Origin of the sequence: Saccharopolyspora antibiotica (assembly GCF_047200635.1) — a bacterium.
Lineage (GTDB): Bacteria > Actinomycetota > Actinomycetes > Mycobacteriales > Pseudonocardiaceae > Saccharopolyspora_C.
In genome coordinates, this window is record NZ_JBJZOI010000003.1 from 261,291 (window position 1) to 284,175 (window position 22,885).

Genomic DNA, 22,885 nt, shown 5'->3' on the forward strand with positions numbered 1-22,885 from the left:
TAGCATGGTGGGTGCCGGCGGTGCAGGGGAGTGCACCGTCGGCACCCCGCGGTCCGCGGGACCGGAGCCGCGCGATCACCCCGCGCCTCGGTCGCCGCGCAGCGCTCTGCGCGCTGCTTCGGCGATCGCGCTCTCGCCCAGCAGCACGTGCGATGCGGCCCCGCCGAGCGGGATGAAGCTGTCCGCGCTGGTGACCCGGCTGATCGATCCGGTGAACCCGCCGTCGACGAGCGCGGTCACCACCGACTCCGAGACCCCGCCCGAGCGGCGCGTCTCGTCTGCCACCAGCACCCGGCCGCTGGCCCGCGCCGCGCCGAGCAGGTCCTCGACCGGCAGCGGGTTCAACCAGCGCAGGTCCAGCACCCGCACCGCCGCGCCCTCGGCCTCCAACAGCCGGGCCACCCGCAGGCACCGCGGCAGGCCGTTCCCGAAGGTGACCAGCGTCAGGTCCTCTCCCGCGCCGTAGGAGCGGGCGCGCCCGATCGGCACGTGCCCGTTCCCCGGAGCCGGGTAGGGCGCCGTCCAGGCGTTGTCGCCCGGTTCGTGCAGATCCCGTTCGTGGTACAGCGCGATGGGTTCGAGGAACACGCACACCCGGCCGTCCACCCGGGCCGCGGCGACGCAGGTGCGCAGCATCGCGGCGGCGTCGTCCGGGCGGGAGGGCGAGGCCACCACGACCCCGGGGATGTCCCGCAGCGCGGCCACCGAGTTGTCGTTGTGGAAGTGCCCGCCGAACCCCTTCTGGTACCCGTAGCCGGCGATGCGCAGGACCATCGGATTGCGGTACCGGCCGTTGGAGAAGAAGCTCAGCGTCGCGGCCTCGCCGCGCAGCTGGTCCGCCGCGTTGTGCACGTAGGCCAGGTACTGCACCTCCGGGATCGGCACCATCCCCGCCAGGCCGGCCCCCAGCGCGGTGCCGAGGACGCTCTGCTCGTCGAGCAGGGTGTCGAAGACCCGCAGGCCGCCGAAGGCGCGGCGCAACCCGCGGGTGACCCCGTACACCCCGCCCTTGCCCGCGACGTCCTCGCCGAACACGAGCGTCCCCGGATCGGTGGCCAGCGCGTCCGCCAGCGCCCGGTTGATCGACTCGGCGAGCGTGAGCGGGCCCTCGGATTCCGGCGGTTCGGAGCCGAAGTGCCGCGACCGGCCGGCCGGGACCCGCGCCGCCCGCTCGCGCACCGCGTCGGGATCGGACCGGGCGAGGGACGCCATCACCGCTGCGCGGTCGGCGAGCTTCGGCCGCTCCAGCACCTCCTCGGCGATCCGCCCGACCTCCGCGCGGGCGCTCTCGTAGCGGTCCAGCACCTCGCCGGGGGACAGCGCGCCGCCGCGGACCAGCGCGGTGGCGGTGGCCAGCAGGGGGTCCCGGCCGTGATCGGCGAGGATCTCCGACCGCGAGCGGTACCCGGACTCCACGTCGGAGCCCGCGTGTCCCATCAACCGGACCGTGCGCAGGTGCAGCAACGCGGGCCGCTGCCGGGAGCGCACCCACTCCGCGAGCTCGGCGGCGAGCTCCAGGCAGCGGACCGGATCGTCCCCGTCCACCGCCGCGTACCCGATCGCCGGGTGGTGGGCGTGCGCCGTGCTGATCCAATCGGGCGGGGTGCGCACGCTGATGCCGATCCCGTTGTCCTCGCACACCATCAGCAGCGGCATCGGGATCCCCCGGTGCGCGCAGTGCCCGGCCGCGTTGATCGCGCCGAGCGCGGTCGAGTGGTTCGCCGAGGCGTCCCCGAAGCTGGTCACCACCACCGGGTCCGCCGGCCACTCGTGTTCGATGCCGAGCCGCTCGGCGCGGCCCAGCGAGAAGGCCAGGCCCATCGCCCGCGGCAGGTGCGAGGCGATCGTCGAGGTCTGCGGGATGATGCCGAGCTCACCGTGCCCGAACACCTTGTGCCTGCCCGCCGAGATCGGTTCCTCGGCCGAGGCGACCACGCCCAGCAGCACGTCCCGCAGCGGGTCCTGGTGCGGGACCTGCCCCGCTCGGCGCAGGTAGAACGCTCCCGACCGGTAGTGCAGCAGGGCGGGGTCCGTCGGGCGCAGCGCCGCGGCCACCGCCGCGTTGGACTCGTGCCCCGAGGAGCCGATGCTGTAGTAGCCGAGCCCGCGGCGGCCCAGCGATCTGGCGGCGAAGTCCAGGTGCCTGCTCCCCGCCTGGGCGTCGAACAGCGCCAGCAGCTCGTCCACCGGAACCCGGGCCGGGGCGGTGGCGGCCGGGTCCAGCGCCCCGACCGCGGAGCGGAAGTGCTCGTCGATCTCGATCCGGTCGTGGGACTGGTTCATGACCGCTCCACCTGCTCGTCGTGCCACCGCACGTCCACCCGGCCGTTCGGCGGGGACGTGCGCAGCGGGATCGGTTCCGGATCAGCACCGCCCCCGGCCCACAGCGCCGCCAGCTCGGCACCGGCCCGGTGCAGGCACTCCAGCGCGATCGGCAGCAGCGGATTGGTGTTCTCCTTGCGGTACAGGGTGCGCACCCGGCGTTGCGGTTGCCGTCCGGCGATCCGGGTGACGCGGACCGCGCCGCGGTCGAGCACGAGCCCCGGCAGCACGGCCACGCCCATGCCCCGTGCGACCAGGTCCCGGATCACCGAGTAGTCGTTGCTGCGGAAGGTGATCCGCGGGACGAACCCGCTCGCCGCCGCCAACCGCACCAGCGACCGGGCTCCCGACGTCTCCCGCCGGGTGCAGATCCAGTGCTCCGCGGCGAGCTCCTGCAACGGGATCTCCGGCAGTCCCGCGAGCCGGTGCGACGGCGGGAGCACGAGCCGCAGCGGTTCGGCGACCACGTCGTCCACCCGCAGGTCGGCCGGCCACTGCCGGGGATCCAGGTCGTACTCGAAGACCACCGCGGCGTCGAGCACCCCGTCGAGGACGCTGTCCACGACCTCGTCCGGTTCGCCCTCGTCGAGCTGGAGCTCCGCGTGCGGGCGCTGCTCGATCACCGAGGCCAGCACCCCGGGCAGGATGCGCGCGTTCGCGGTGGCGAACCCGGCCAGCCGCAGGCTGCCCTCCTCACCGCTGACCATGGCCCGCACCTCCCGCTCCAGCGATTCGAGCGCGCCGAGGGCGTCCCGGCTGCGCTCCGCCAGGCGGGTCGCCAGGGCGGTCCTGCGGGCGCTGCGCGCGGAACGCTCGAACAGCGGTGCGCCGACGGCGCGCTCCAGCAGTGCCATCTGCTGCGAGACCGCCGAGGCGGTGTAACCGAGGACGCGCCCGGCTTCGGCGAAGGAACCGGTGCGCACGCACTCCTGCAGGGTTCGCAGGTGGATCGGGTTGAGCACCGGTGATCACCCTCCCGCGCGGGCAGGTTCGGGTTCCGGACGAGCCACCCGGCCGCGCAGTTCCATCGCGGCGCGCACCCGCTCCTGAGCGATCGCCAGCGCGGCGGCGCGCGGGTCGACGCCCCGCTCCTGCGCGGAGCGCAGCACCAGCAGCGTGTTGGCGTGGCAGCGCTCCGCGACCTCCTCCAGGATCCGCCCGGGGGCCGGGCGGAACGCCGAACGCCGCGAGTCCATGGCGAATCCGGCCGCGATCGCGCCCCCGGCGTTGGCGATGAAGTCCGGCACCACCGTGACGCCCCGGGCGGCCAGGGCGGCGCGCGCCCCCGGCGTCGTCGGCAGGTTCGCACCCTCCACCACGAAGTCGGCGCGCACCCCGGCTGCGACGCGCTCACCGAGCACGTCCTGCCCGGCGGCGGGGATCAGGACGTCGCAGTCCACCAGCAGCTCCTCGCCGCGCTCCAGGCGCGTGACCCCCGGTGCGCCGAGCACGCAGCGATCGCCGATCTCGGCCCGGCGGTCCAGCCACCACGGGACGTCCAGCCCACCGGGATCGTGCACACCGCCATCCACGGTGGACAGGGCGACGACGCGGGCGCCGAGCTCGTGCAACCGGCGGGCGGCGGCGGCACCGACCGCGCCGAAGCCCTGGATCGCGATCCGCACCCCGGCCACCGAGCGGCCCCGCAGCTCCAACGCGGCCCGCAGCGCGGCGGCGACGCCGTGCCCGGTCACGCCGAGCTCGTCGTAGGGCACCCCGCCGAGCACCTCCGGCACGCCCACCGCGGCACCGCGGTCCCCGAGCTCGTCCTGGATGATCGCCGCGTCCCGCTCGGTCATGCCCATGTCCAGCCCCGCCACGTAGCTGGCCGGGATCTGGTCGGCGAGACCGCGGGCGAAGGCGCGCACGATCCGCTCCTTGTCGGGAGCGGCGGGGTCGGCCGCGATGCCCGCCTTGGCGCCGCCGTGGAACAGGTCCGCGGCCGCCCACTTCCACGTCATGACCCGGGCCAGCCGGGCGACCTCGGCGACGTCGAGCGTCGGGCTCATCCGGATGCCGCCCTTGCCGGTGCCGCGCGCGGTGTTGTCGATCACCAGCACGCCGCGCATCCCGGTTCGGGAGTCGGACACGCAGACGATCTTCTCGGGGCCCCACTCGTCGATCGACTGCAACGGATCGTTCACGGCTGCCTCCAGCGTTGGTCCGGTGGGTCGGGTGCGAACCGGCCGGGGACGCGCGGGTCCTGGCCGGGGCGGCCGAGGTTCCGGCCGTGGCGCGCACGGAGCGCGCGTGCACCGGTGGGGGTGCACCAGGGGCCGACCGCCGCGGTGGGCGCTCGGGCGGGGACCGGGTCAGACGAGGTTGCGCTCCGGGCGCCGGGCCGCCCGCTCGAAGCGCCCCACCCCCAGTCCGCTCACGTCCACCGGTGGTGGCCGCTCCAGGACCAGGTCGCGCACCACTTCGCCGACCGCGGGGCTCTGCAGGAAACCGTGCCCGGAGAACCCGGTCGCGTACACGAAGCGGCGCAACCCCGCAGCGGTGCCGATGAGCGCGTTGTGGTCCGGGCTCAGCTCGTAGAACCCGGCCCAGCGGTGCGCAGCCCCGACCGAGTCCAGCGCCGGTGCCCGAGCCGAAACGGCGGCGGCGAGGGAGTCGAGCCACCCGTCGTCGACGTGCGGGTCCGTGCTCTCGACCGGGTCCGGCATCCCCATCAGCAGTCCGGGCCCCTCCTCGTGGAAGTAGAAGCCGGTGCCGAAGTCGATGGTGAACGGCAGCCGTTCCGGGAGGTCCGCGACCGGTTCGGTCACCAGGACCTGCCGACGCAGCGGGCGCACCGGGAGGTCGACCCCGGCCATCGCTCCCACCTCCGCCGACCAGGGGCCGGCCGCGCAGACCACCGTCGACGTCGCGATCCGACCGGAGCCGGTGCGCACCGCGGTGATCTCACCGCCGCTGACCTCGATGCCGGTGACCGCGCAGCGCCGTTGGATCGTCGCGCCCCGCCGGCGGGCCCCGGCGGCGAAGCCCTGCACCACCGACTCGGGGGTGCAGTGCCCGTCGGTCGGGGAGAACGCCGCCGCGAGGACGCCGTCCAGCGACACCAGCGGGCAGAGCTCACCCGCCTCCCGCGCGGTGAGCATCCGGCTCGGCACCCCGAGCCCGTTCTGCGTCCGCACGGACTCCTCGAAGGCCGCCACGTCCGCCGGGTCGGAGAGCAGGAAGAGGTAGCCGTTCCTGCGCAGGTCGATCTCCCATCCCGGGCGGTCGGCGAACTGCTCGAAGACGCGCAGGCTGCGGGCGCCCAGTTCGATGTTGACCGGGTCGGAGAACTGCGCCCGCACCCCGCCGGCCGCCTTGCTGGTGCTGCCCGATCCGAGTTCGTCGCGTTCGAGCAGGAGCACCTGGACTCCCGCTTCGGCCAGGTGGAAGGCGATGGAGGTGCCCACCGCCCCACCGCCGATCACGACGACCTCGGCCCGGTCCGGCGGGGTCACGTCGTCCCACCCAGCTCGGGCGGCAACCGGTAGCCCCGGTCCGGTTCGACGGTGGCCACGTCCATCTGCGCCTTCTGCAACTTGCCGGAGAAGTCCCAGTTCAGCGACTGCCAGCGGGTGAACTGGTCGAGCACCCAGATCCCGGACTGGCGGCTGCCGTTGCCGGAGCGGCCGTTGCCGCCGAAGGGCAGGTGCGCCTCCGCTCCGGAGGTCGAGTTGTTCACGCTGACCATGCCCGCCCTGGTGCCCTGCCGGAACCGGAAAGCGGTGGCGGGGTCCGTGGTGTAGACGGCCGCCGAGAGACCGTAGCCCGGCGCGTCGCCCAGCTCGATCGCCTCGTCCAAGTGCTCGAAGGTGCTCACCCCGACGATCGGCCCGAAGGTCTCCTGGGCGAACACGTGGTCCTCCGGACGCAGCCCGTCCAGCAGGACCGGGTGGTAGAACAGCCCGGCCTCCGGATCGCCCCGGAACCCGGCGCGGGGGGCCGCGGAGCTGATCCGGCCCACCGACTCCGAACCGAGCACGGTGTGGTGGTCGGCGATGGTGCCCAGCACGGCTTCGAAGCCGTCCGCGAACTTCTGGTCCAGCAGCGGCCCGTACAGCACGTCCCCGGTGGGGTCGCCGATGGCGGCGGACCGCAACGCCCGGTCCAGCCGGGCGACGAACTCGTCGTGCACGTCCCGGTGCACGATCAGGTTGCCCAACGAGGTGCACCGCTGCCCGGCCGTCCCCCAGCCCGAGAACAGCGCGCCCTCCACCGCGAGGTCGAGATCGGCGTCCGCGGCGACCACCATCGGGTTCTTCCCCCCGAGCTCCAGGCAGGGGCTCTGGGCGTACCGGCCGCACAGCTCGCCCACGCGGGAGCCCACCGCGCTGGAGCCGGTGAAACCGACCTTGTCGACCAGACCCTCCCGCAACGCCGCTTCCAGGCCGGTGAAGGTGTCTTCACCGTCGGCGTACACCAGGTTCAGCACGCCTTGCGGAACACCGGCGCGCCAGGCGAGCTCGGCGACCGCGCGAGCGGCCGCCGCCGCGTACTCGGCCGGCTTCCACACCACCGCGTTGCCGCACAGCAGCGCCGGCACCAGGTACCAGGACGGCACCGCCACCGGGAAGTTCCCCGCGGTGATCACCACCGCGACGCCCACGGGCACCCGGAAGGTGAACAGCTGCTTGTCCGGCATCTCCGACGGGACCGTCTGGCCGTAGAGCCTCCGACCCTCGCCGAGGAAGAAGTCGCAGGTGTCGACGATCTCCTGGACCTCGCCGAGCGCCTCGGCGTAGGGCTTGCCGATCTCACTGGTCACCAGCCGCGCCAGCGATTCCTTGTTCGCCTCCACGAGCCTGCCGAGCTCGGCGATCACCCGGCCGCGCACCGGCGCCGGCACCTGCGCCCACTCGCGCTGCGCGGTGCGGGCTGCGCGCGCCGCGTCCGGCACCGCCTCCGGACCGCCGAGCCGCACCCGCGCCACGACCTCGTCCAGCCGAGCGGGATTGCGCGACACGTACTCGCCGGATCCGGCTCCGGGGGCGGCCTCGCGGGAGCCTGCCCCGATCACCGAACTCACCGTCGTCGACACCGTGGTCCACCTCTTCCTCGTCCGTGCGGGCTGTTGCGACATCGGTTCTGCGGGATCGACCGTCCACCGGGCGTGCGACACCGCTGCGGCGCGGGGCGATGGTGCCCGGGGCCGCGGGTCAGGGGCTGCTTCGGAAGGATCGGCTGCACTGGCGCAACCGGAGTCGAGGCCCACGGTAACCGCGCAGCAGTTCGAACCGTGAGCATCAGAAGAGTGAAATCCTGGGGTTCTGTGCAACAGAGATGCTGTTGCTCGCCGAGGACCGGTTCCGCGATCCGCCGTTCCCGTGCCAGGTTGCTCGTGCACCGATCGCGGAGGCCGACGCCGGAGCGGGAGGACGAACATGATCTGGACCGATGCGGACGTGACCGCCGCGCTGGACCTGGACGCGGCGATCCGCTCGCAGCGGATGGCGTTCGAAGCGCTCGCCTCCGGCCGGGCCCGCCTCGCCCCGAAGGTCTCCGCGCCGAGCGGCACCGGCACCGCGCTGGGCTACCTCGGCACGCTCTCCGCCGAGCACGGCGCGGTGAGCAAGCTCGTCGCGGCGCACCCCGGCAACGCCGAGCTGGGTCTGCCCGCGATCTCGGCGACCGTGCTCGTGCTCGACCCGCGCGACGGTTCGCTGCGCGCCGTGCTCGAGGGCACGGCGCTGACCGAACTGCGCACCGCCGCGGGCAGCGCCGTCGCGATCGACGCGCTGGCCCCCGGCTCGGCCGCCGAACTCGCCGTGCTGGGCACCGGCGTGCAGGCCCGTGCGCACGTGCGCGCGATAGCCCGCGTGCGCGCACTGCGAGCGGTCCGGATCCACGGCCGGAACCCGCGGCGCGCCCGTGCGCTGGCCGCCGAGCTCGCGGCCGAGCTCGACCTCGACGTCCGCCCCGCCGGGACCGCGGAACGGGCGCTGCGCGGTGCCGAACTGGTCGCGGCCTGCACGCTCAGCGCCGAACCGGTCGTCCACGCCGAACTCCTCGAACCCGGCGCCACGGTCGTGACGGTGGGCAGCTACGAGCCGCACCGCCGGGAGGTCGACGACGAGCTCGTCCGGCGCGCCGACCTGCTGGTGGTGGACGATGTGGACACCGCCGCCGGGCACGCGGGCCCGCTCGTGCGGGCGATCGAGCGCGGCGAGCGGGAGCGCGGGCAGCTCCGGGCGCTCGGCGAGGTGCTGCTCGGCAGGGCGCCGGGGCGCACCCGCGCGGAGCAGCTCGTGCTCTACACCAGCGTCGGCATCGGCGTGCAGGACGCCGCGGCCGCGCACGCCGTGCTCGGGACCTTGTGAGGACCTGAGGGGGAGGGATGGGCTTCGCGCACCGGCTGGAGCACGCGATCGCGCCGCTGTGGGCGGAGTTCCCGGGGCGAGTCGGGTTCGCCGCGTGGGACCTGGACGAACGGGAGGCGCTGCTGCGCGGCGCCCGGCGCGAGGTCCGCGCCGCGAGCACGATCAAGGTGCTCGTGATGATCACGGCGTTGCGGGCGGTCCGGGACGGGGACCTCGATCTCGGCTCCGAGATCCCGCTGCCCGCCCAGCGCGCGGGCGGGGCCGGGGTGCTGCGCGAGCTGTCCGGGGTGGACCGGATGACCCTCGGCGATCTGATCACGCTGATGATCGTGATCAGCGACAACGCGGCGACCAACGCCGTGATCGACACCGTTGGTCTCCCGGCGATCGCCGGGTGCGCCGCCGACCTCGGCTGCACCGCGACCAAGGTCGAGCGCCGGTTGATGGACGTGCGCGCTCCCGGCCGCAACACCACCTGCGCGCTGGACCAGGCGCTGATCCTGGACCGGCTCGCGACCGGCCGGGCGCTGCCCGCAGGGCTCACCGCGCACGCGCTGGACGTGCTGTCCCGCCAGCAGATCCGGGACCGGCTGCCCGCGAAGCTGCCCGGGGAAGCCCGGTGCTGGAACAAGACCGGCGAGATCTCCGGCAGCCGCCACGACGTCGCGCTGATCGGCGACGAGCGGCCCCGAGCGGTGGTGGCGGTGCTGGTGGACGAGCTCACCGGGGCCGAACCCGTGCGCGACCGGATCGCGGCCCTCGGACTCGCGGTGTTCCGCGCCCTGGGCTGAGTCAGCCGCCGTGGACCGGGGCGCCGTCGACGAAGGTGGCCGCGACCCGAGCCTCCGCGATCTCCGATCGAGGCGCGGCGAACAGGTCCCGGTCGAGCAGCGCGAGGTCGGCGGCCATGCCGAGCTCCAACGACCCGGCCTCCCGCTCGAACCCGCAGGCCGCCGCGCTGCCGCTCGTGTGCGCCCGCAGCGCGGCGCGCAGGCTGATCGCCTGCTCCGGCAGCAGGGGCGGGCCCCCGTCCGGCTCGCACCGGTTCACCGCGGCGTGCACCGCGACGAGCGGCGCGGGATCGGACACGGGCCAGTCGCTGCCCCCCGCCAGCAGGGCTCCCGCCTCCTCCAGCGACCGGAACGGGTACTGCCGCGCGGCCCGCTCCGCGCCCAGCTCCGGGAGCGTCAGCTCCGTCATCGCGGCATCGTGCACCGCCCAGGCGGCCTGCACGTTGGCGATCACGCCGAGCTCCCGGAACCGGGGCAGGTCCGCGCGCCGGACCACCTGCGCGTGGGCGATCTGGTGGCGCAGCCCGCGAGCCGGGGCGGCCGCCACCGCGTCCAGCGCGTCGCGCACCGCCCGGTCGCCGACGGCGTGGAAGTGCACCGGGAACCCGGCCTCGGCGAGCGCGCCGACCGCCTCCCGAAGACCGGCGGGGGAGAAGTGGGCAAGACCCCCGGTCCGCCGCCCGAGGTAGGGATGCACCATCGCGGCCGTCCGGTTCTCGCACACGCCGTCCACCATGATCTTGACGTGCTCCGCGCGGAACCGCCGACCGCGCGTGCGCCGGTCCAGCAGCTCGGGCAGCTGTTCCGGACCCCGGTGGCGGTCCCACCAGAGGGCGGCCTGCACCCGGCCGCTCACCCGGCCCGCCGCGTCGAGCGAGCGGTAGACCTCCAGCAGGTCGGCGTGCCCGAGGTAGGGGCCGACGATCGCGTCCTGCCACCCCGTGACGCCGTGCGCGTGCAACGTCCGCTGGCCGGCCAGCAGCGCCGCGCGGTACTCCCCGGGATCCGGTGCGGCCAACACCCGCCCCACCAGATCGGCGGCGCCCTCGTGCAGCGTTCCCGTCGGGCGGCCGAGCGCGTCCCGCTCGATCCGGCCGTCCGGCGGGTCCGGCGTCGCCGCGTCGACCCCGGCCCGCCGCAGCGCGGCGGTGTTCACCCAGGCACCGTGGTGATCGCGGTTGAGCAGGTAGGCCGGGCGGGAACCGGTGACCTCGTCCAGCGCCGCGGCGCTGGGCGCGCCGCCGGGGAAGAGGGCGGAGTCCCAACCGCCGCCCAGCAGCCAGCCCTCGCCGCCGCGGTGCTCGCCGACCAGCCGCAGGCAGTCGGCCGCGTCGACGGCCCCGGTGAGATCGCAGCGCAGGCCCAGCAGCCCCCCGAAGACCGGATGCGCGTGGGCGTCGATGAAACCCGGCAGCAGCGTCCGGCCCCGCAGCCGCACCACCTCGGTGCGGCCCGTGATCAGCCGGCGCACCGCGGGCTCGCCGAGGGCGGCGATCCGGCCGTCCCGCACCGCGAGCGCGCCGGTGCTCGAAGCCCCGGTGAACACCGGGCCGTCGACGAACGCCAGATCGGCGCCGCTCAGCGGCGCTCCTCGCCCGTGATCACCGAGACGGCGAGCTCGCGGGCCCGCTCGTCGACCTCGGGCACCCGGAAGCCCGATCGGCGGATGTGCTCGACGAGTTCGCCGACCGGTGGCACCCCGTGCGCGCGCAGGTAGTAGGAGACCGCGCCGGGCCAGATCCAGCGCCCGTCGGTGTGGAAGGTCAGCGGGACCGCGCTGGGCGCGGCCGGGTCCAGCTGGTCCGCGTCGTAGCTGCGCGCCGCCAGCACCACCGGCGCGGCGTCGAGGTAGTCGGCGACCGCGACGGCCTCCTCGTCGGCCAGGGCGGGGCGTTCCACGTGCGGGCGCCCGTGCTCGTCGACGGCGTCGAAGACCTCGGCGGTGCGCAGCTCGGTCGCCGGGGCGCTGGTGTCGCCCTCGAGCCAGCCCGGGATGTTCGCCTCCGTGCGCGGGTAGGCGCTCAGCTCCGCCGCGAGGGCCGCCGCGGGCGGCGGTGTCCGCCAGACCGGTTCGTGATCACCGTCGAAGTCGACGCTGTAGCTGCTGGGTCGCTGCAGGCGGTAGAGCGCGCTGGTCCAGGTGCCGCGGTCCACCTGGTACATCCCGTGGCGGAGCCGGGCGAACAGCTCCGGGACGTCGGCCGCGACGGCGAGCGGGATGGTGGTGCCGTTGGGGGCGAGCAGCTGGGCGGAGAGCTCGGAGTGCTCGCCGACCGCGCGGTACTCGACGGTGACCTCCCGCCAGGACAGGGGCATCGACCGCAGCAGGGCCCGGCCCAGGTCCTGGATGAGGGTCTGCTGCGCCGTCTGGTCCAGCGCGCCCGCCGGTTCGTCCGGCCGGTGGGGTCCCTGCTCGGGGGGTCCCGGTTGGCTCATGCCTGCATCCTCCCAGTCGCGCGCGGGCGGGCGGAGCCGATTCCCTGATCTCGTGGCCGTGCCGCGTCCCGCTCGCGCGAAGTATGCCGCCGCCGCGGTGTTCCACTGCCGGGACCGAGCTTAAGACCCCGGTCGAGTGAGAGTCGGCGGCCAGTTGCCGGTATTCCGGTGATCTTTGATTAGCCTGGTCAGAGGCTTGTCGGCGAGTGACGGCCAGGTTTCCCCGTGAACTTCGGATGACGGCGCGAATGTCGGATACGACGATTGTTGACAATAAATCCAGCTCGGGTTTAGCTTCGATCCATCGCCAGCGAGACACGGAGGTGACCATGCGGGCCAACGAGTACGGCCTTCCCCGTCCCCTCCGCTGGCTGTCTTCTTCATCGCTCTGGTTGCGACATCGGAGCTGATCACCGCCTCCCGCGGTGATCGCCACTCGCAGCGCGTGCGGCCGGGCAGACCGGGTCTCGGGTTCGACTCCGAGCGGTGCCCGGGAGTCCTCCGGCCGGGACACGCCCCTTCTGTCGGTAACTCTGATGGGCGCCGGACCGAGCGCCCATTTCATGCACTGCACTTGGGAGGAGGTTCGGCCGGTGGCACTCGTCGACTGCGACCCGCTGATGAGGGTGACCTGGACAGACCCGGTGACGGGCAAGCGCGGCTATCTAGTCGTGCACAGCCTGGTGTCCGGCTTGGCGACCGGTGGGACCCGGATGCGCGCCGGATGCACGATGTCGGAGGTCGAGGACCTCGCCCGGGGGATGGCCCGCAAGACCGCCGTGTTCGACCTGCCGGTCGGTGGCGCCAAGGGCGGCATCGACTGCGACCCGAAGGATCCGCGAGCGCGCGGCGTGCTCGGGAGGTTCGTCGAGGCCATGCGCCCCTGGATCGACGCGCACTGGGTGACCGCCGAGGACCTGGGCGTGCCGCAGCACCTGATCGACGAGGTGTTCCTCGACGCCGGGCTGCAGCAGTCCTACCACGCGGCGATCCGGCGGGCGCCGGACGTCGAGCACACGCTGCGGCGGGTGCGCGCCGGGCTCAACGCCCCCGTTCCGGGCGGGCTGCTGCTCGGGGACGTGGTCGGCGGGTACGGCGTCGCGCAGTGCTGCCTGGGCGTGGTGCACGCCCGCTCCTGGGAGCACGCGAGCACCACGGTAGCGGTGCAGGGCGTCGGGACCATGGGCGGCGGCGCGGCCTGGTACTTGCACGAGGCCGGGCTCAAGGTCGTCGCGGTGGCCGACGCGGTCGGGTCGCTCTACCACCCGGACGGGCTCGACGTCCCCGCCCTGCTGGAGGCCAGGGACCGGTTCGGCGAGATCGATCGCGATCAGGTGCCCGCCGACGTGCGGCGGTTGCCGCGGGACGCGGTGCTCTCCATCGACGTCGACGTGCTCATCCCGGCGGCGGTGTCCTACGCGATCACTCCGGAGCGGGTGCCGGAGGTGGCCGCCAAGGTGATCATCGAGGCGGCCAACACGCCGATCACCCCGGAGGCGGAGGAGCAGCTGGCGCTGCGCGGGATTCCGGTGATCCCGGACTTCGTGGCGAACTCCGGGGCGGTCGCCTGGGCGTGGTGGCTGCTGCTGGGGCGCGTGGACGCGGACCCGGTGCTGTCGTTCAGCGTGCTCCGCGAGGAGATGCTGGCCAAGATCCCGCCGCTGCTGGCTGCCTGGGACGCGGAGGGGACGACCCCGCGCACGGCCGCGCTGCGGCTGGCGGACTGGCAGACCGAGCAGAACAAGGCTGCCGAGGCGGAGGGGCGGTTGCTGGTCAGCATTCCGTAGCCGCCGGGCCCTCGAAGGAGCCGGAACGTGCGCGCCATCCCCGCGGGGGTGGCGCGCACGGGCATTTCGGGGAAATCGCCGGATTGCGGATCGGCGTTACACCGGTCCCTTGCCACCACGACTTCGGGTGACAAGTGTGTGACAACCCGCGTTCGGGGTGCTAGCGTTGCCCTCGGTTGCAGTTTTGGTTCCCAGAAGTACTTGAAAGTGCCTGCGAGAAGAGTATGGCGCAGGCACTTTGTTGTGCCACAGGCCGTTCGGCTCGGGTGATCATCTCGGCGACTGGGGGTTGACGGAGTGTCGGCCCTGGCCATCTGAAGTAGGAGTAAAGAGAATGGCTACCGGTACCGTTAAGTGGTTCAACGCTGAAAAGGGCTTCGGTTTCATCACCCCCGACGGGGGAGGTTCCGACGTGTTCGCCCACTACAGTGCGATTGACGCCACCGGTTTCCGCACGCTGGACGAGAACCAGCGGGTGGAGTTCGAGATCGCCCAGGGCCCGAAGGGGCCGCAGGCTTCGCAGATCCGCGGCATCGCCTGAGTCCGGATCGACGCACGAGGGGCCCACGCCTGCCTGGCGTGGGCCCCTCGACGTTCGTCGAGGGGGCGCGCGCCCGCGCGGTAGGCTGCGCTCCCCGCTGAAATCGATCTGTGCGAGGTTGTCCCGGGTGTCCCTTCGTGTGTTCGTCGCCGGTGCTACCGGTGTGGTCGGGAGGAGCCTGTTGCCGAGGCTGCGGCAGCGGGGTCATCACGTGACGGCGTTGTTGCGCCCCGCTGGCCGCGCCCCTGGGGCGACCAGCGCGGACGAGATCGTGCCAGGTGACGTCCTGGATCTGCCGAGGCTGCGCCAGGTGGTGCGCGCCGCCGAGCCGGACGTGGTGGTCTGCCAGGTCTCCGGATTCCGCGACCCCGACTACGACGAGGCGCTGGCCCGCACCGCGCAGCTGTGGGAGCAGGGCACCCGCAACCTGGTCGCGGCCGCCGCCGAGGCCGGAGTGCGCCGGGTGGTCGCGCAGAGCCTCGTCGCCGCCTACTGCCCCAACGGGCACGACGTGCTCGACGAGGACTCCCCGCTGTGGACCGATGCCCCCGGCCGGTGGGGCGAGGTCGTGCGCGCTGTCGACGCGATGGAGCGCTCCGTGGTGGACCGCGCGGACCTGGAGGGCGTGGTGCTGCGCTACGGCTCGCTGTACGGGCCGGACACCTGGTACGCGCCGGGTGGCACCGTGCACGAGCAGGTCCGCGGCAGCGCGCTGCCGCTGGTCGTCGACGGGATCGGGCTGACCTCGTTCACGCACGTGGAGGACGCGGCCAGCGCGGTCGTGGAGGTGCTGGAGGCGGGGGAGACCGGCACCTACAACGTGGTGGACAACGAGCCGGCGGAATGCGCCGAGTGGTTACCGGCCTACGCCCGGATGATCGGCGGTCCGGCTCCGCTGTCGCTGACCCTGGACCAGGCCAGGGCCCAACTCGATTGGTTGACCGTGCACCGGCTCACCGAGCAGCGGGGCGCGACGAATTTCCGACTCCGGGAGACCCTCGGATGGCGTCCGGGGTGGCCGAGTTGGCGTGAGGGATTCGCGACGATGTTCGGTCTCTGGCCGGGCTGAGTCCGAGGTGAACTTCCTCTTGGAAATACCGGTTCCTTTTTCTCGTTCCAGGGCTTGCGGAGAGGGCGCGAGAGGTGCTCGGGTGTGTCGGCCCGGTGGATGAGGTGGGATCGGGGCTGAGCGGTACCCCCGAATTCGTGAATGTTTGTCCCGGAGCCGAAATCCGGGTGGTCCGGTGCGGTTCCAGAACGACATTTCCGAGGCGGGTTCCGGACAGCCCGGTGCCTTCGGCGCGGAATCGTGCTAAGCCCGTCCGACCGGCGGAGCGGAGCCCGGTGGAATCCGGGATCCGGACGCGGAACGGCCTCAGTCCCGTTCGCGTTCCTCGTCGTCGGGAACGACGCGCCGCTGTTCGGCGACGTCGGCGGGATCGGCCTCGACCGGCGGCTCGCCGGGGGGTTGCTCCTGCACGGCGGGTTCGTCTGCCGGGCTCTCCTGCTCGGCGGCGTCGGTTTCCGGGGTCTCGGGGTTCACGGCATTCCCTCCACGACTCGACGGCCTCGTCCGTCCCCGGCCACCGTAGCGCCGGTTCAGCTCCCGAGCGGCGGGAACTCGGGTCGCCGCCCATCGCGGAAGCTGCGCACACCCTCCCGCACGTCCGGGCGGTCGAAGGCGGCGATCATGCGGTTGTTCGCGTCCGCGCTGGCCGTCTCCAGCCCGCTGTCCAGACCCGCGTAGATCTGCTGCTTGATGTCGGCCATCGCGGCCGGGGAGCACTCGGTGGCCAGCACCCGCGCGTACTCCAGGGCCGCCGCCAGCACCTCGTCCGCGGGCAGCACCCGATCGACGAGACCGAGCGCGTGCGCCTCGGCCCCGAGCAGGGTGCGCGCGGAGAGCATCAGGTCCAACGCGGTGCCCGCGCCGACGAGCTTGGGCAGCAGCCAGGAGATGCCGTGCTCGGCGACGAGCCCGCGCCTGCTGAACGCGGTGGTGAACTTGGCGTCCGCGGCGGCGAAGCGCACGTCGGCGAACAGCGCGGCCACCAGGCCCACCCCCGCGACCGGACCGTTGATCGCCGCGATGATCGGCTTGCGGATCCGGGTGGACAGCGACAGCGCCCGGTCCTCCGGATCAGGCTCGGGGGTCGAATCCAGCGCGGACAGGTCCGTCCCGGCGCAGAAGCCGCGGCCGGCGCCCGTCACCACGATCGCCCGCACCGTCGGGTCGCCGTCGGCCTTCTCCAGCAGGTCGAAGTAGCGCCTCCGCATGGTCGGGGTCCACGCGTTGAGCCGGTCCGGGCGGTGGAAGGTCAGCAGCAAGACCGCGTCCTGGTGCTCGACCAGGATCTCGTCGTCCTCCGGCACTTGATCACCTCCGTGGTGAGCGCCCTCGGAAAGTACCGAGCGCGATCACCCGCTTCAACCGGGCGATCGAGCGATCGGGGGTGCGCGGGGTGATCACCGCCGGTGACCGTCGGCGGGCTCGTCGCCCGCCGCGCCGCCGGCATTACCGACGACGTCGTGGCTGATGAAATCGTGCAGCACCCGCCGCATCCGCTCCACGGAGCGGCCGGGGCGTCCGGTGAGGACACCGATGCCGAGTCCGTCGATCAAGGCGGTGAGGCGGACCGCGAGCTCCTCGGCGTCACCCTCCGCGAACACGCCCTGGCGCTGGCCCTGGCGCAGCGTTCGCGCGATCGTGTCGTGCCAGCGGGTGTAGGAGTCGCCGTGCAGCCCGCGCAGCTCGGGGCGCAGCGCGCTCTCGTTCCACACCTGCAGCCAGATCGACCACTCGCGGCGCAGCTCGGGGGAACCGGGGAGCTGGAGCTCGACCAGGCGCAGCAGGCGCTGGTGCGCGTCCTCGATGCTGTGCAGCTCGGCGACCTGGCGGTCGAACGCCTGGCGCACCGAGTGCCGCAGCGCCTCGGTGAGCAGGTCGTCGCGGCCGGGGAAGTGGTAGTGGATCGCCGCCGCGCTCATCCCGCAGGCCTCGGCGATGTCGGCCACCCGCACCGCGTGGTAGCCGCGCTCCGCGATGAGCTCCCAGGCCGCGTCGAGGATCTGCTGGTAGCGGTCGCCGCCCGAGCGCTGGGCGGGCCGGGCCGCGCGGCGCGGGGCCGCCGCGACCGTGTCGGCGTCGTCCCGCCCGTTGATCAGCCAGTTCACCGTGACCTGGCCGAGCTCCGCGATGCGGGTGAGCTCCGCGGGGGTGAACCGGCGCACCCCGTTGAGCGACTTGGAGAGCTTGGTGGCGTCCAGCCCGATCCGGTCGGCGAAGGCCCGGTGGCTGTGCGGATATCCGGCCACGACCTCGCGGACCCGCGCGCGCAGCGCGTCGGAGCCGGGGTCGGCGGAGGTGTGCTCGGCGGTCATCGCTCCGGGACTCGTGGGAACGGGGCGGGGGCGGTTGCCCGCGCAGGACGCTACCAGCGCGGTCCGCGCCGGCCCGCTGCGCTCCGTGATCCCATACCTCGTCGCCCTCCGCAGGCGGCCACCCTCACCTGCGCGCGCGAGAACCGCCCCTTGCAGGATGGGGGAGTGACGGGACCGGGGGCCGAGAAGGCCGAGCAGAGCACGACGCACCGCTGGCAGGCGTTGGTGGTGTGCTTGCTCGCCGGCTTCATGACCCTCCTCGACGTCAGCATCGTCAACGTCGCGCTGCCCTCGATGCAGGAGGGGTTGCAGGCGCCGCCGGTCGCGCTGGGCTGGGTGGTCTCCGGGTACGCGCTGACCTTCGGGCTGGTGCTGGTGCCGGCGGGGCGCCTCGGCGACGACCGCGGTCGCGGCCGGATGTTCATGCTCGCGCTGCTGCTGTTCACCCTGGCCAGCGCCGCCGCCGGGTTCGCCCAGTCGGCGACCTTCCTGGTGATCTCCCGGCTGGTGCAGGGCGCGGCGGGCGGGATGCTCAACCCGCAGGTCCTGGGCCTGATCCAGCAGCTGTTCCACGGCGGGGAGCGTGCGCGCGCGTTCGGCATGTTCGGCGCCGTCATCGGGCTGTCCACCGCGATCGGGCCGCTGCTGGGCGGGCTCATCATCGAACTGGCGGGCAGCGAGCAGGGCTGGCGCTGGGTGTTCTTCGTCAACGTGCCGATCGGGCTCGTGGGCCTGCTGTTCGCGGCGAAGGTGCTGCCCCGGGGCTCCTCGACGAAGGGAGCGCACAGCCTGGACCTGGTCGGGGTGCTGCTGCTCGGCGGAGCCCTGATGGCGTTGCTGCTGCCGTTGATCCAGCGGGAGAGCGGGAGCGGGGCGCCCTGGTACCTGGTGCCCGCGGCCCCGGTGCTGCTGGTGCTGTTCGTGCTCTGGGAGCGCCTGTACCGCAAGCGCGGGCGGGAGCCGCTGATCGACCTGAGCCTGTTCGGCATCCGCAGCTACAGCTTCGGCAGTGCGCTGGGGATGCTCTACTTCGCCGGGTTCACCAGCATCTTCTTCGTGCTGGCGCTGTACTTCCAGCGCGGGCTGGGCTACTCGCCGCTGGAGGCAGGCCTGGCGATGACGCCGTTCGCGATCGGTTCGGCGGTGTCCTCGGCGCTCAGCGGGAGGCTGGTGAACCGGTTCGGGCGGTCGCTGGTGGTGCTGGGCCTGGTGGGTGCGCTGGCCGGGTTGCTGGTGACGGACCTGCTGCTGTCCGCCCGGTTCGGCGCCTCCGCCGGGCTGGTGGTCGCCGGACCGCTGCTGCTGGCGGGGCTCGGCAGCGGGTTCGTGATCTCGCCGAACCAGACGGTGACGCTGGCCAAGGTGGACCCGGCGCGCGGCGGCACCGCCGCCGGGGTGCAGCAGACCGGGCAGCGGCTGGGCACGGCCATCGGCACCGCGACCGCCTCCGGGCTGTTCTTCAGCTCGTTGGCCGGTGGCGGGTGGGACGCGGCGATCTCGGCGGGGCTGCTGGTGGCGGTCGCGTTCGTCGCGCTCGCCCTCGTGCTGGCCGTGGTGGAGCAGCTCGTGCTCACCCGTCGTCGCTGAGATCCGCCCGTCAGCGGCCGCGCGCGGCCAGCCGGGACCTGCGGTAGCCGTACGCGAGGTAGATCGCCAGGCCGATGGCGAGCCAGACGGCGAACCGCAGCCAGGTGAGGACGCTCAGGTTCGACATCAGGTAGAGGCAGGCCACGGCGGTCAGCGCGGGCAGCACCGGGGACCAGGGCATCCGGAACGGCCTGGGCAGGTCGGGCTTGCGCTTGCGCAGCACCGGGATCGCGATGGCCACGATGACGAAGCCCGAGAGCGCGCCGATGCTCACCATGTCGGCGAGCTCGGAGATCGGCACGAAGCCGCCGAGCAGCATCACCAGCACGGCGCCGCCGATCGTCATCCGGTGCGGAGTTCCCCACTTCGGGTGGACTTGGGAGAGCTTGGGAGGCAGCAGCCCGTCCCGGCTCATCGCGAATCCGATCCGGCCGATGGTCACCAGCTCCACCATCATCACCGAGGTCAGGCCGGTCACCGCGCCCAGCGCGATGAGCGCGGCCACCCAGTGCGCGCCGACCGAGTGGAACGCGGCGGCCAGCGGCGCGGCCTCGTCGATCTGGGTGTAGTCGACCATCGCGCTGAGCACGAGCGCGACCAGCACGTACAGCACCGTGCACACCACGAGGCTGCCCAGCAGCCCCACCGGGAGGTCCCGGCGCGGACGCTTGGTCTCCTCGCCGAGGTTGGCCAGCGCCTCGAAACCGGTGTAGGCGAAGAAGACGACCGCTGCGGCCGTGAGCACGCCGCCGAAGCCGTACATCGACTGCTCCATGCCCAGCACCGCCGAGACCAGCGGTTGTTCGAGGACGGTCGCGCCCTGCCCGGCCGGTTGCGAGGGCGGCACGAACGGGGTCAGGTTGGCGCCGTTGACGAAGAACAGCCCCGCCACGATCACCAGCACGCACACCGACACCTTGACCACGACGAGCGCGTTGGTCAGCAGCGAGGACTCCCGGATGCCGAGCACCGCGACGGCCGTGAGCACGCCGATGATGAGCACCGCGCCGACGTTGACGGTGGCGTCCTCGCCGAACCACTCCGGAGGCAGCCCCAGCAGGCTGGAGACGTAGCCCGACCAGCTCCGCGACACCACCGCCGCACCGAGCGCGAACTCCAGCAGCAGGTCCCAGCCGATGATCCAGGCGAAGATCTCGCCGAGCGTGGTGTAACCGTAGGTGTAGGCGCTGCCCGCGGTGGGCACGGCCGAGGCCAGCTCGGCGTAGCACAGCGCGGCCAGCCCGGCGACCACGCCGCCGATGAGGAACGCCAGCACCACGGCGGGCCCGGCGTGTTCCTTGGCCTCGATGCCGGCGAGCGTGAACACGCCGGTGCCGATGATGATGCCGATGCCGAACCCGACCAGGTCGATCCCGGACAGCCGCCTGGCCAGGCCGCTGCGCTCGGTGCGGTCCAGCACGTCCTCGACGGGAAGGGTTCGCAGCACGCTCACGGGTCGGACGGTAGAAGCTTCCCGCGGCGAAAGCGAAATTTCAGCGGCGACGTGATGGTTCTGGTACCGGACCGCGTCCGAACGGTGCGGCGGGCCTGGCCGGGCCTGCTCAGGCGACGACCCGCGTGGTGTCCCGGTCCCACACGCGGTGCCCGGCGAGCACGGTGGCGAACTCCTCGACGAACCGCGGAGGCAGGCCGCTGCCGCCCGGTGCGGCGGTCACGACACCCTGGTCGACCACCACCTCCCCGCCCTCTTCGGCGTGCCGGAGACCGTCGAGCCCGGCTCGCCGCAGCAGCGCGATGCCCTCGTCGCTGGCTCCGACCGGCTTCGCGTGCTTGAAGGCCTCCGCCGCGAAGTGCGCCGCGTGGCCGTCCGCGGACAGCGCCTGGGCGCTCTCGGCGCCGCCCGGCACGATCACCCCGTCGTAGAGCGCGGAGGACACCGTCGCGATCGCGCGGTCCACCGCCACCCCGCTCCCGTCGGTGCCGCGCACCTCGCCGTCGCGGGTGCCGAGCACCTCCGCGACCGCACCACGCTCGGCGAAGCCGGCGCGCAGCTGCTCCACCTCGGACCGGTCCACTCCGTCCGAGACCAGCACGGCGATCGTGCGGGTCGCGATGGTGTCCCGGACGGTGTTGGCCTGGCTCAGCGCCGGGGAGCTGTTGTCGTGCGCCGGTCCGGCCGCCGCCTCGGGCGGGGTGACCCCGACCCCTTCGGCGACGGCGACGGCGAGGTCGTGGTCGATGTGGTTGATCTGCGCCACCGCGCCCTCGCGCACGTGGTGGTGCTCGACCTTGCCGAGCTCGAAGCGGAACGCGGCGACGATGTGCTGCTTCTCCCACCAGGCCATGCTGTTCCAGAACAGCCGGGCCTGGTCGTAGTGGTTCTGGAAGCTCGAGCTGCGGCGGCGGATCTTCACGCCCTCGACCTTCTCCTGGTAGTGCTGGAAGGCGCCGTTCTCCGCCCCGGCGATGACCGGGCAGCCGCCGCCCAGGCTGTTGTTCGAGTAGCTGGTGCGGCCGCGGTGGATGCGCTGCTGCTGGAACCCGTCGCGCTGGTTCGTGGAGACCTCCGCGACGGGGCGGTTGACCGGGATGTGCGCGAAGTTCGGCCCGCCGAGCCGGATGAGCTGGGTGTCCAGGTAGGAGAAGTTGCGCGCCTGCAGCAGCGGGTCGTTGGTGAAGTCGATGCCGGGCACCAGGTTGGCGGTGTGGAAGGCGACCTGCTCGGTCTCGGCGAAGAAGTTGTCCGGGTTGCGGTCGAGCACCATCCGGCCGACCGGGAGCACCGGGACCTCCTCCTCAGGGAGGAGCTTCGTCGCGTCCAGCAGGTCGAAGTCGAAGTCGTGCTCCCGGGACTCCTCCACGAGTTGCACGCCCAGTTCCCACTCGGGGTGGTTCCCGGCCTCGATGGCGTCCCACAAGTCCCGGCGGTTGTAGTCGGGGTCCTTGCCCTGCACCTGCTGGCACTCCTCCCACACCAGCGAGTGCGTGCCCAGCTTGGGCGTCCAGTGGAACTTCACGAACGTGCCGGTGCCCTCGGCGTCGACGAGCCGGAAGGTGTGCACCCCGAAGCCCTGCATCATGCGATAGCTGCGCGGCAGCGCCCGGTCCGACATCAGCCACATGATCATGTGCATGGTCTCGGGCTGCAGCTGCACGAAGTCCCACAGCGTGTCGTGCGCCGACTGCGCCTGCGGGATCTCGTTGTGCGGCTCCGGCTTCACCGCGTGCACGAAGTCCGGGAACTTGATGCCGTCCTGGATGAAGAACACCGGCATGTTGTTGCCGACGAGGTCGTAGTTGCCCTCGTCGGTGTAGAACTTCGTGGCGAAGCCGCGGACGTCGCGGACGGTGTCGGCCGAGCCGCGCGAGCCCGCCACCGTGGAGAACCGGACGAACACCGGGGTGCGGCGCTGCGGGTCGGTGAGGAACGGCGCGACCGTGTAGCGGGCGAGGCGGTCGTCGTAGACCTCGAAGTGCCCGTAGGCCCCCGCGCCCCGCGCGTGCACCACCCGTTCCGGGATGCGCTCGTGGTCGAAGTGGGTGATCTTCTCGCGGGCGTGGAAGTCCTCCAGCAAGGTCGGTCCGCGGTCTCCCGCCGTGAGCGAGTCGTCGGTGTGGTCGACCCGGACGCCCTGCTGCGTGGTCAGGTAGGTCCCCTCCGGATCGGCGCGGACCGCATCGAGCTGTTCCTGCTTGTCACCGTGCTGAGCCGCCATGCCAACCTCCGGAGCGGGAATCGTCTGCCCGCACCGGGTTCCCGGACCG

18 protein-coding genes are annotated in these 22,885 nt (G+C 73.0%); 6 read left to right on the plus strand and 12 right to left on the minus strand.

The genetic code is table 11. From position 1 onward, the window contains the following. Positions 1 to 75: 75 nt before the first annotated feature. From ACL03H_RS03325 to ACL03H_RS03345, 5 genes are all read right to left on the minus strand, one after another. Entirely contained in the window at positions 76 to 2,283 is a 2,208-nt protein-coding gene (locus tag ACL03H_RS03325) for a thiamine pyrophosphate-dependent enzyme (protein WP_412809548.1), read from the minus strand. Further along, complete coding sequence (locus ACL03H_RS03330) at positions 2,280 to 3,284, minus strand: LysR family transcriptional regulator (protein ID WP_412809549.1); 1,005 nt, start codon at positions 3,282 to 3,284, stop codon at positions 2,280 to 2,282. The genes ACL03H_RS03325 and ACL03H_RS03330 overlap by 4 nt, the downstream gene beginning before the upstream one ends. A gap of 6 nt (positions 3,285 to 3,290) precedes the next feature. Continuing rightward, a complete protein-coding gene (locus tag ACL03H_RS03335) occupies positions 3,291 to 4,466 on the minus strand; it encodes a Glu/Leu/Phe/Val family dehydrogenase (protein WP_412809550.1) in 1,176 nt (391 codons plus the stop codon). A 168-nt stretch (positions 4,467 to 4,634) separates the two neighbouring features. Continuing rightward, on the minus strand, positions 4,635 to 5,777 hold the full coding sequence (locus ACL03H_RS03340; RefSeq protein ID WP_412809551.1) for an NAD(P)/FAD-dependent oxidoreductase: 1,143 nt from the start codon (positions 5,775 to 5,777) through the stop codon (positions 4,635 to 4,637). Beyond that, on the minus strand, positions 5,774 to 7,357 hold the full coding sequence (locus tag ACL03H_RS03345; protein WP_412809552.1) for an aldehyde dehydrogenase family protein: 1,584 nt from the start codon (positions 7,355 to 7,357) through the stop codon (positions 5,774 to 5,776). Before ACL03H_RS03345 ends, ACL03H_RS03340 begins: the two co-directional genes overlap by 4 nt. Before the next feature lie 343 nt (positions 7,358 to 7,700). On the opposite strand from ACL03H_RS03345, the gene ACL03H_RS03350 reads away from it, so the two are divergent. Together ACL03H_RS03350 and ACL03H_RS03355 are read left to right on the plus strand one after the other, a co-directional pair. After that, the gene (locus ACL03H_RS03350; RefSeq protein ID WP_412809553.1) at positions 7,701 to 8,636 is read left to right on the plus strand and encodes an ornithine cyclodeaminase family protein; all 936 of its coding nucleotides are present in this window, start codon (positions 7,701 to 7,703) and stop codon (positions 8,634 to 8,636) included. A 17-nt stretch (positions 8,637 to 8,653) separates the two neighbouring features. Further along, complete coding sequence (locus ACL03H_RS03355; protein ID WP_412809554.1) at positions 8,654 to 9,427, plus strand: serine hydrolase; 774 nt, start codon at positions 8,654 to 8,656, stop codon at positions 9,425 to 9,427. Between the two features lies 1 nt (position 9,428). Here ACL03H_RS03355 and ACL03H_RS03360 read toward each other — a convergent pair whose 3' ends face one another. Together ACL03H_RS03360 and ACL03H_RS03365 are read right to left on the minus strand one after the other, a co-directional pair. Continuing rightward, the gene (locus tag ACL03H_RS03360) at positions 9,429 to 10,973 is read right to left on the minus strand and encodes an amidohydrolase (protein ID WP_412809555.1); all 1,545 of its coding nucleotides are present in this window, start codon (positions 10,971 to 10,973) and stop codon (positions 9,429 to 9,431) included. Between the two features lie 32 nt (positions 10,974 to 11,005). Then, positions 11,006 to 11,863 (minus strand): hypothetical protein, encoded by an 858-nt coding sequence (locus ACL03H_RS03365; RefSeq protein ID WP_412809556.1) that lies wholly within the window; start codon positions 11,861 to 11,863, stop codon positions 11,006 to 11,008. Positions 11,864 to 12,426: 563 nt separating this feature from the next. Between ACL03H_RS03365 and ACL03H_RS03370 the strand changes: the two genes are divergently transcribed. The 3 genes from ACL03H_RS03370 to ACL03H_RS03380 all read left to right on the plus strand — a co-directional run bounded on the left by ACL03H_RS03370 (position 12,427) and on the right by ACL03H_RS03380 (position 15,260). Further along, entirely contained in the window at positions 12,427 to 13,650 is a 1,224-nt protein-coding gene (locus ACL03H_RS03370; RefSeq protein WP_412809557.1) for a Glu/Leu/Phe/Val dehydrogenase dimerization domain-containing protein, read from the plus strand. Positions 13,651 to 13,984: 334 nt separating this feature from the next. Then, a complete protein-coding gene (locus ACL03H_RS03375) occupies positions 13,985 to 14,191 on the plus strand; it encodes a cold-shock protein (protein WP_412809558.1) in 207 nt (68 codons plus the stop codon). A 139-nt stretch (positions 14,192 to 14,330) separates the two neighbouring features. Then, the gene (locus tag ACL03H_RS03380; RefSeq protein ID WP_412809587.1) at positions 14,331 to 15,260 is read left to right on the plus strand and encodes an NAD-dependent epimerase/dehydratase family protein; all 930 of its coding nucleotides are present in this window, start codon (positions 14,331 to 14,333) and stop codon (positions 15,258 to 15,260) included. 306 nt (positions 15,261 to 15,566) lie between these two features. Here ACL03H_RS03380 and ACL03H_RS03385 read toward each other — a convergent pair whose 3' ends face one another. The 3 genes from ACL03H_RS03385 to ACL03H_RS03395 all read right to left on the minus strand — a co-directional run bounded on the left by ACL03H_RS03385 (position 15,567) and on the right by ACL03H_RS03395 (position 17,572). Next, a complete protein-coding gene (locus ACL03H_RS03385; protein ID WP_412809559.1) occupies positions 15,567 to 15,734 on the minus strand; it encodes a hypothetical protein in 168 nt (55 codons plus the stop codon). A gap of 56 nt (positions 15,735 to 15,790) precedes the next feature. After that, entirely contained in the window at positions 15,791 to 16,564 is a 774-nt protein-coding gene (locus ACL03H_RS03390; protein WP_412809560.1) for an enoyl-CoA hydratase-related protein, read from the minus strand. 93 nt (positions 16,565 to 16,657) lie between these two features. Further along, a complete protein-coding gene (locus ACL03H_RS03395) occupies positions 16,658 to 17,572 on the minus strand; it encodes a TetR family transcriptional regulator C-terminal domain-containing protein (protein ID WP_412809561.1) in 915 nt (304 codons plus the stop codon). 165 nt (positions 17,573 to 17,737) lie between these two features. Between ACL03H_RS03395 and ACL03H_RS03400 the strand changes: the two genes are divergently transcribed. Further along, positions 17,738 to 19,159 (plus strand): MFS transporter, encoded by a 1,422-nt coding sequence (locus ACL03H_RS03400; RefSeq protein ID WP_412809562.1) that lies wholly within the window; start codon positions 17,738 to 17,740, stop codon positions 19,157 to 19,159. Positions 19,160 to 19,169: 10 nt separating this feature from the next. Here ACL03H_RS03400 and ACL03H_RS03405 read toward each other — a convergent pair whose 3' ends face one another. Beyond that, positions 19,170 to 20,612: an amino acid permease gene (locus ACL03H_RS03405; protein WP_412809563.1), complete on the minus strand. Its 1,443-nt coding sequence runs from the start codon at positions 20,610 to 20,612 to the stop codon at positions 19,170 to 19,172. 109 nt (positions 20,613 to 20,721) lie between these two features. Next, positions 20,722 to 22,836, minus strand: a complete 2,115-nt coding sequence (locus ACL03H_RS03410; protein WP_412809564.1) for a catalase — start codon at positions 22,834 to 22,836, stop codon at positions 20,722 to 20,724. Between the last annotated feature and the right edge of the window lie 49 nt (positions 22,837 to 22,885).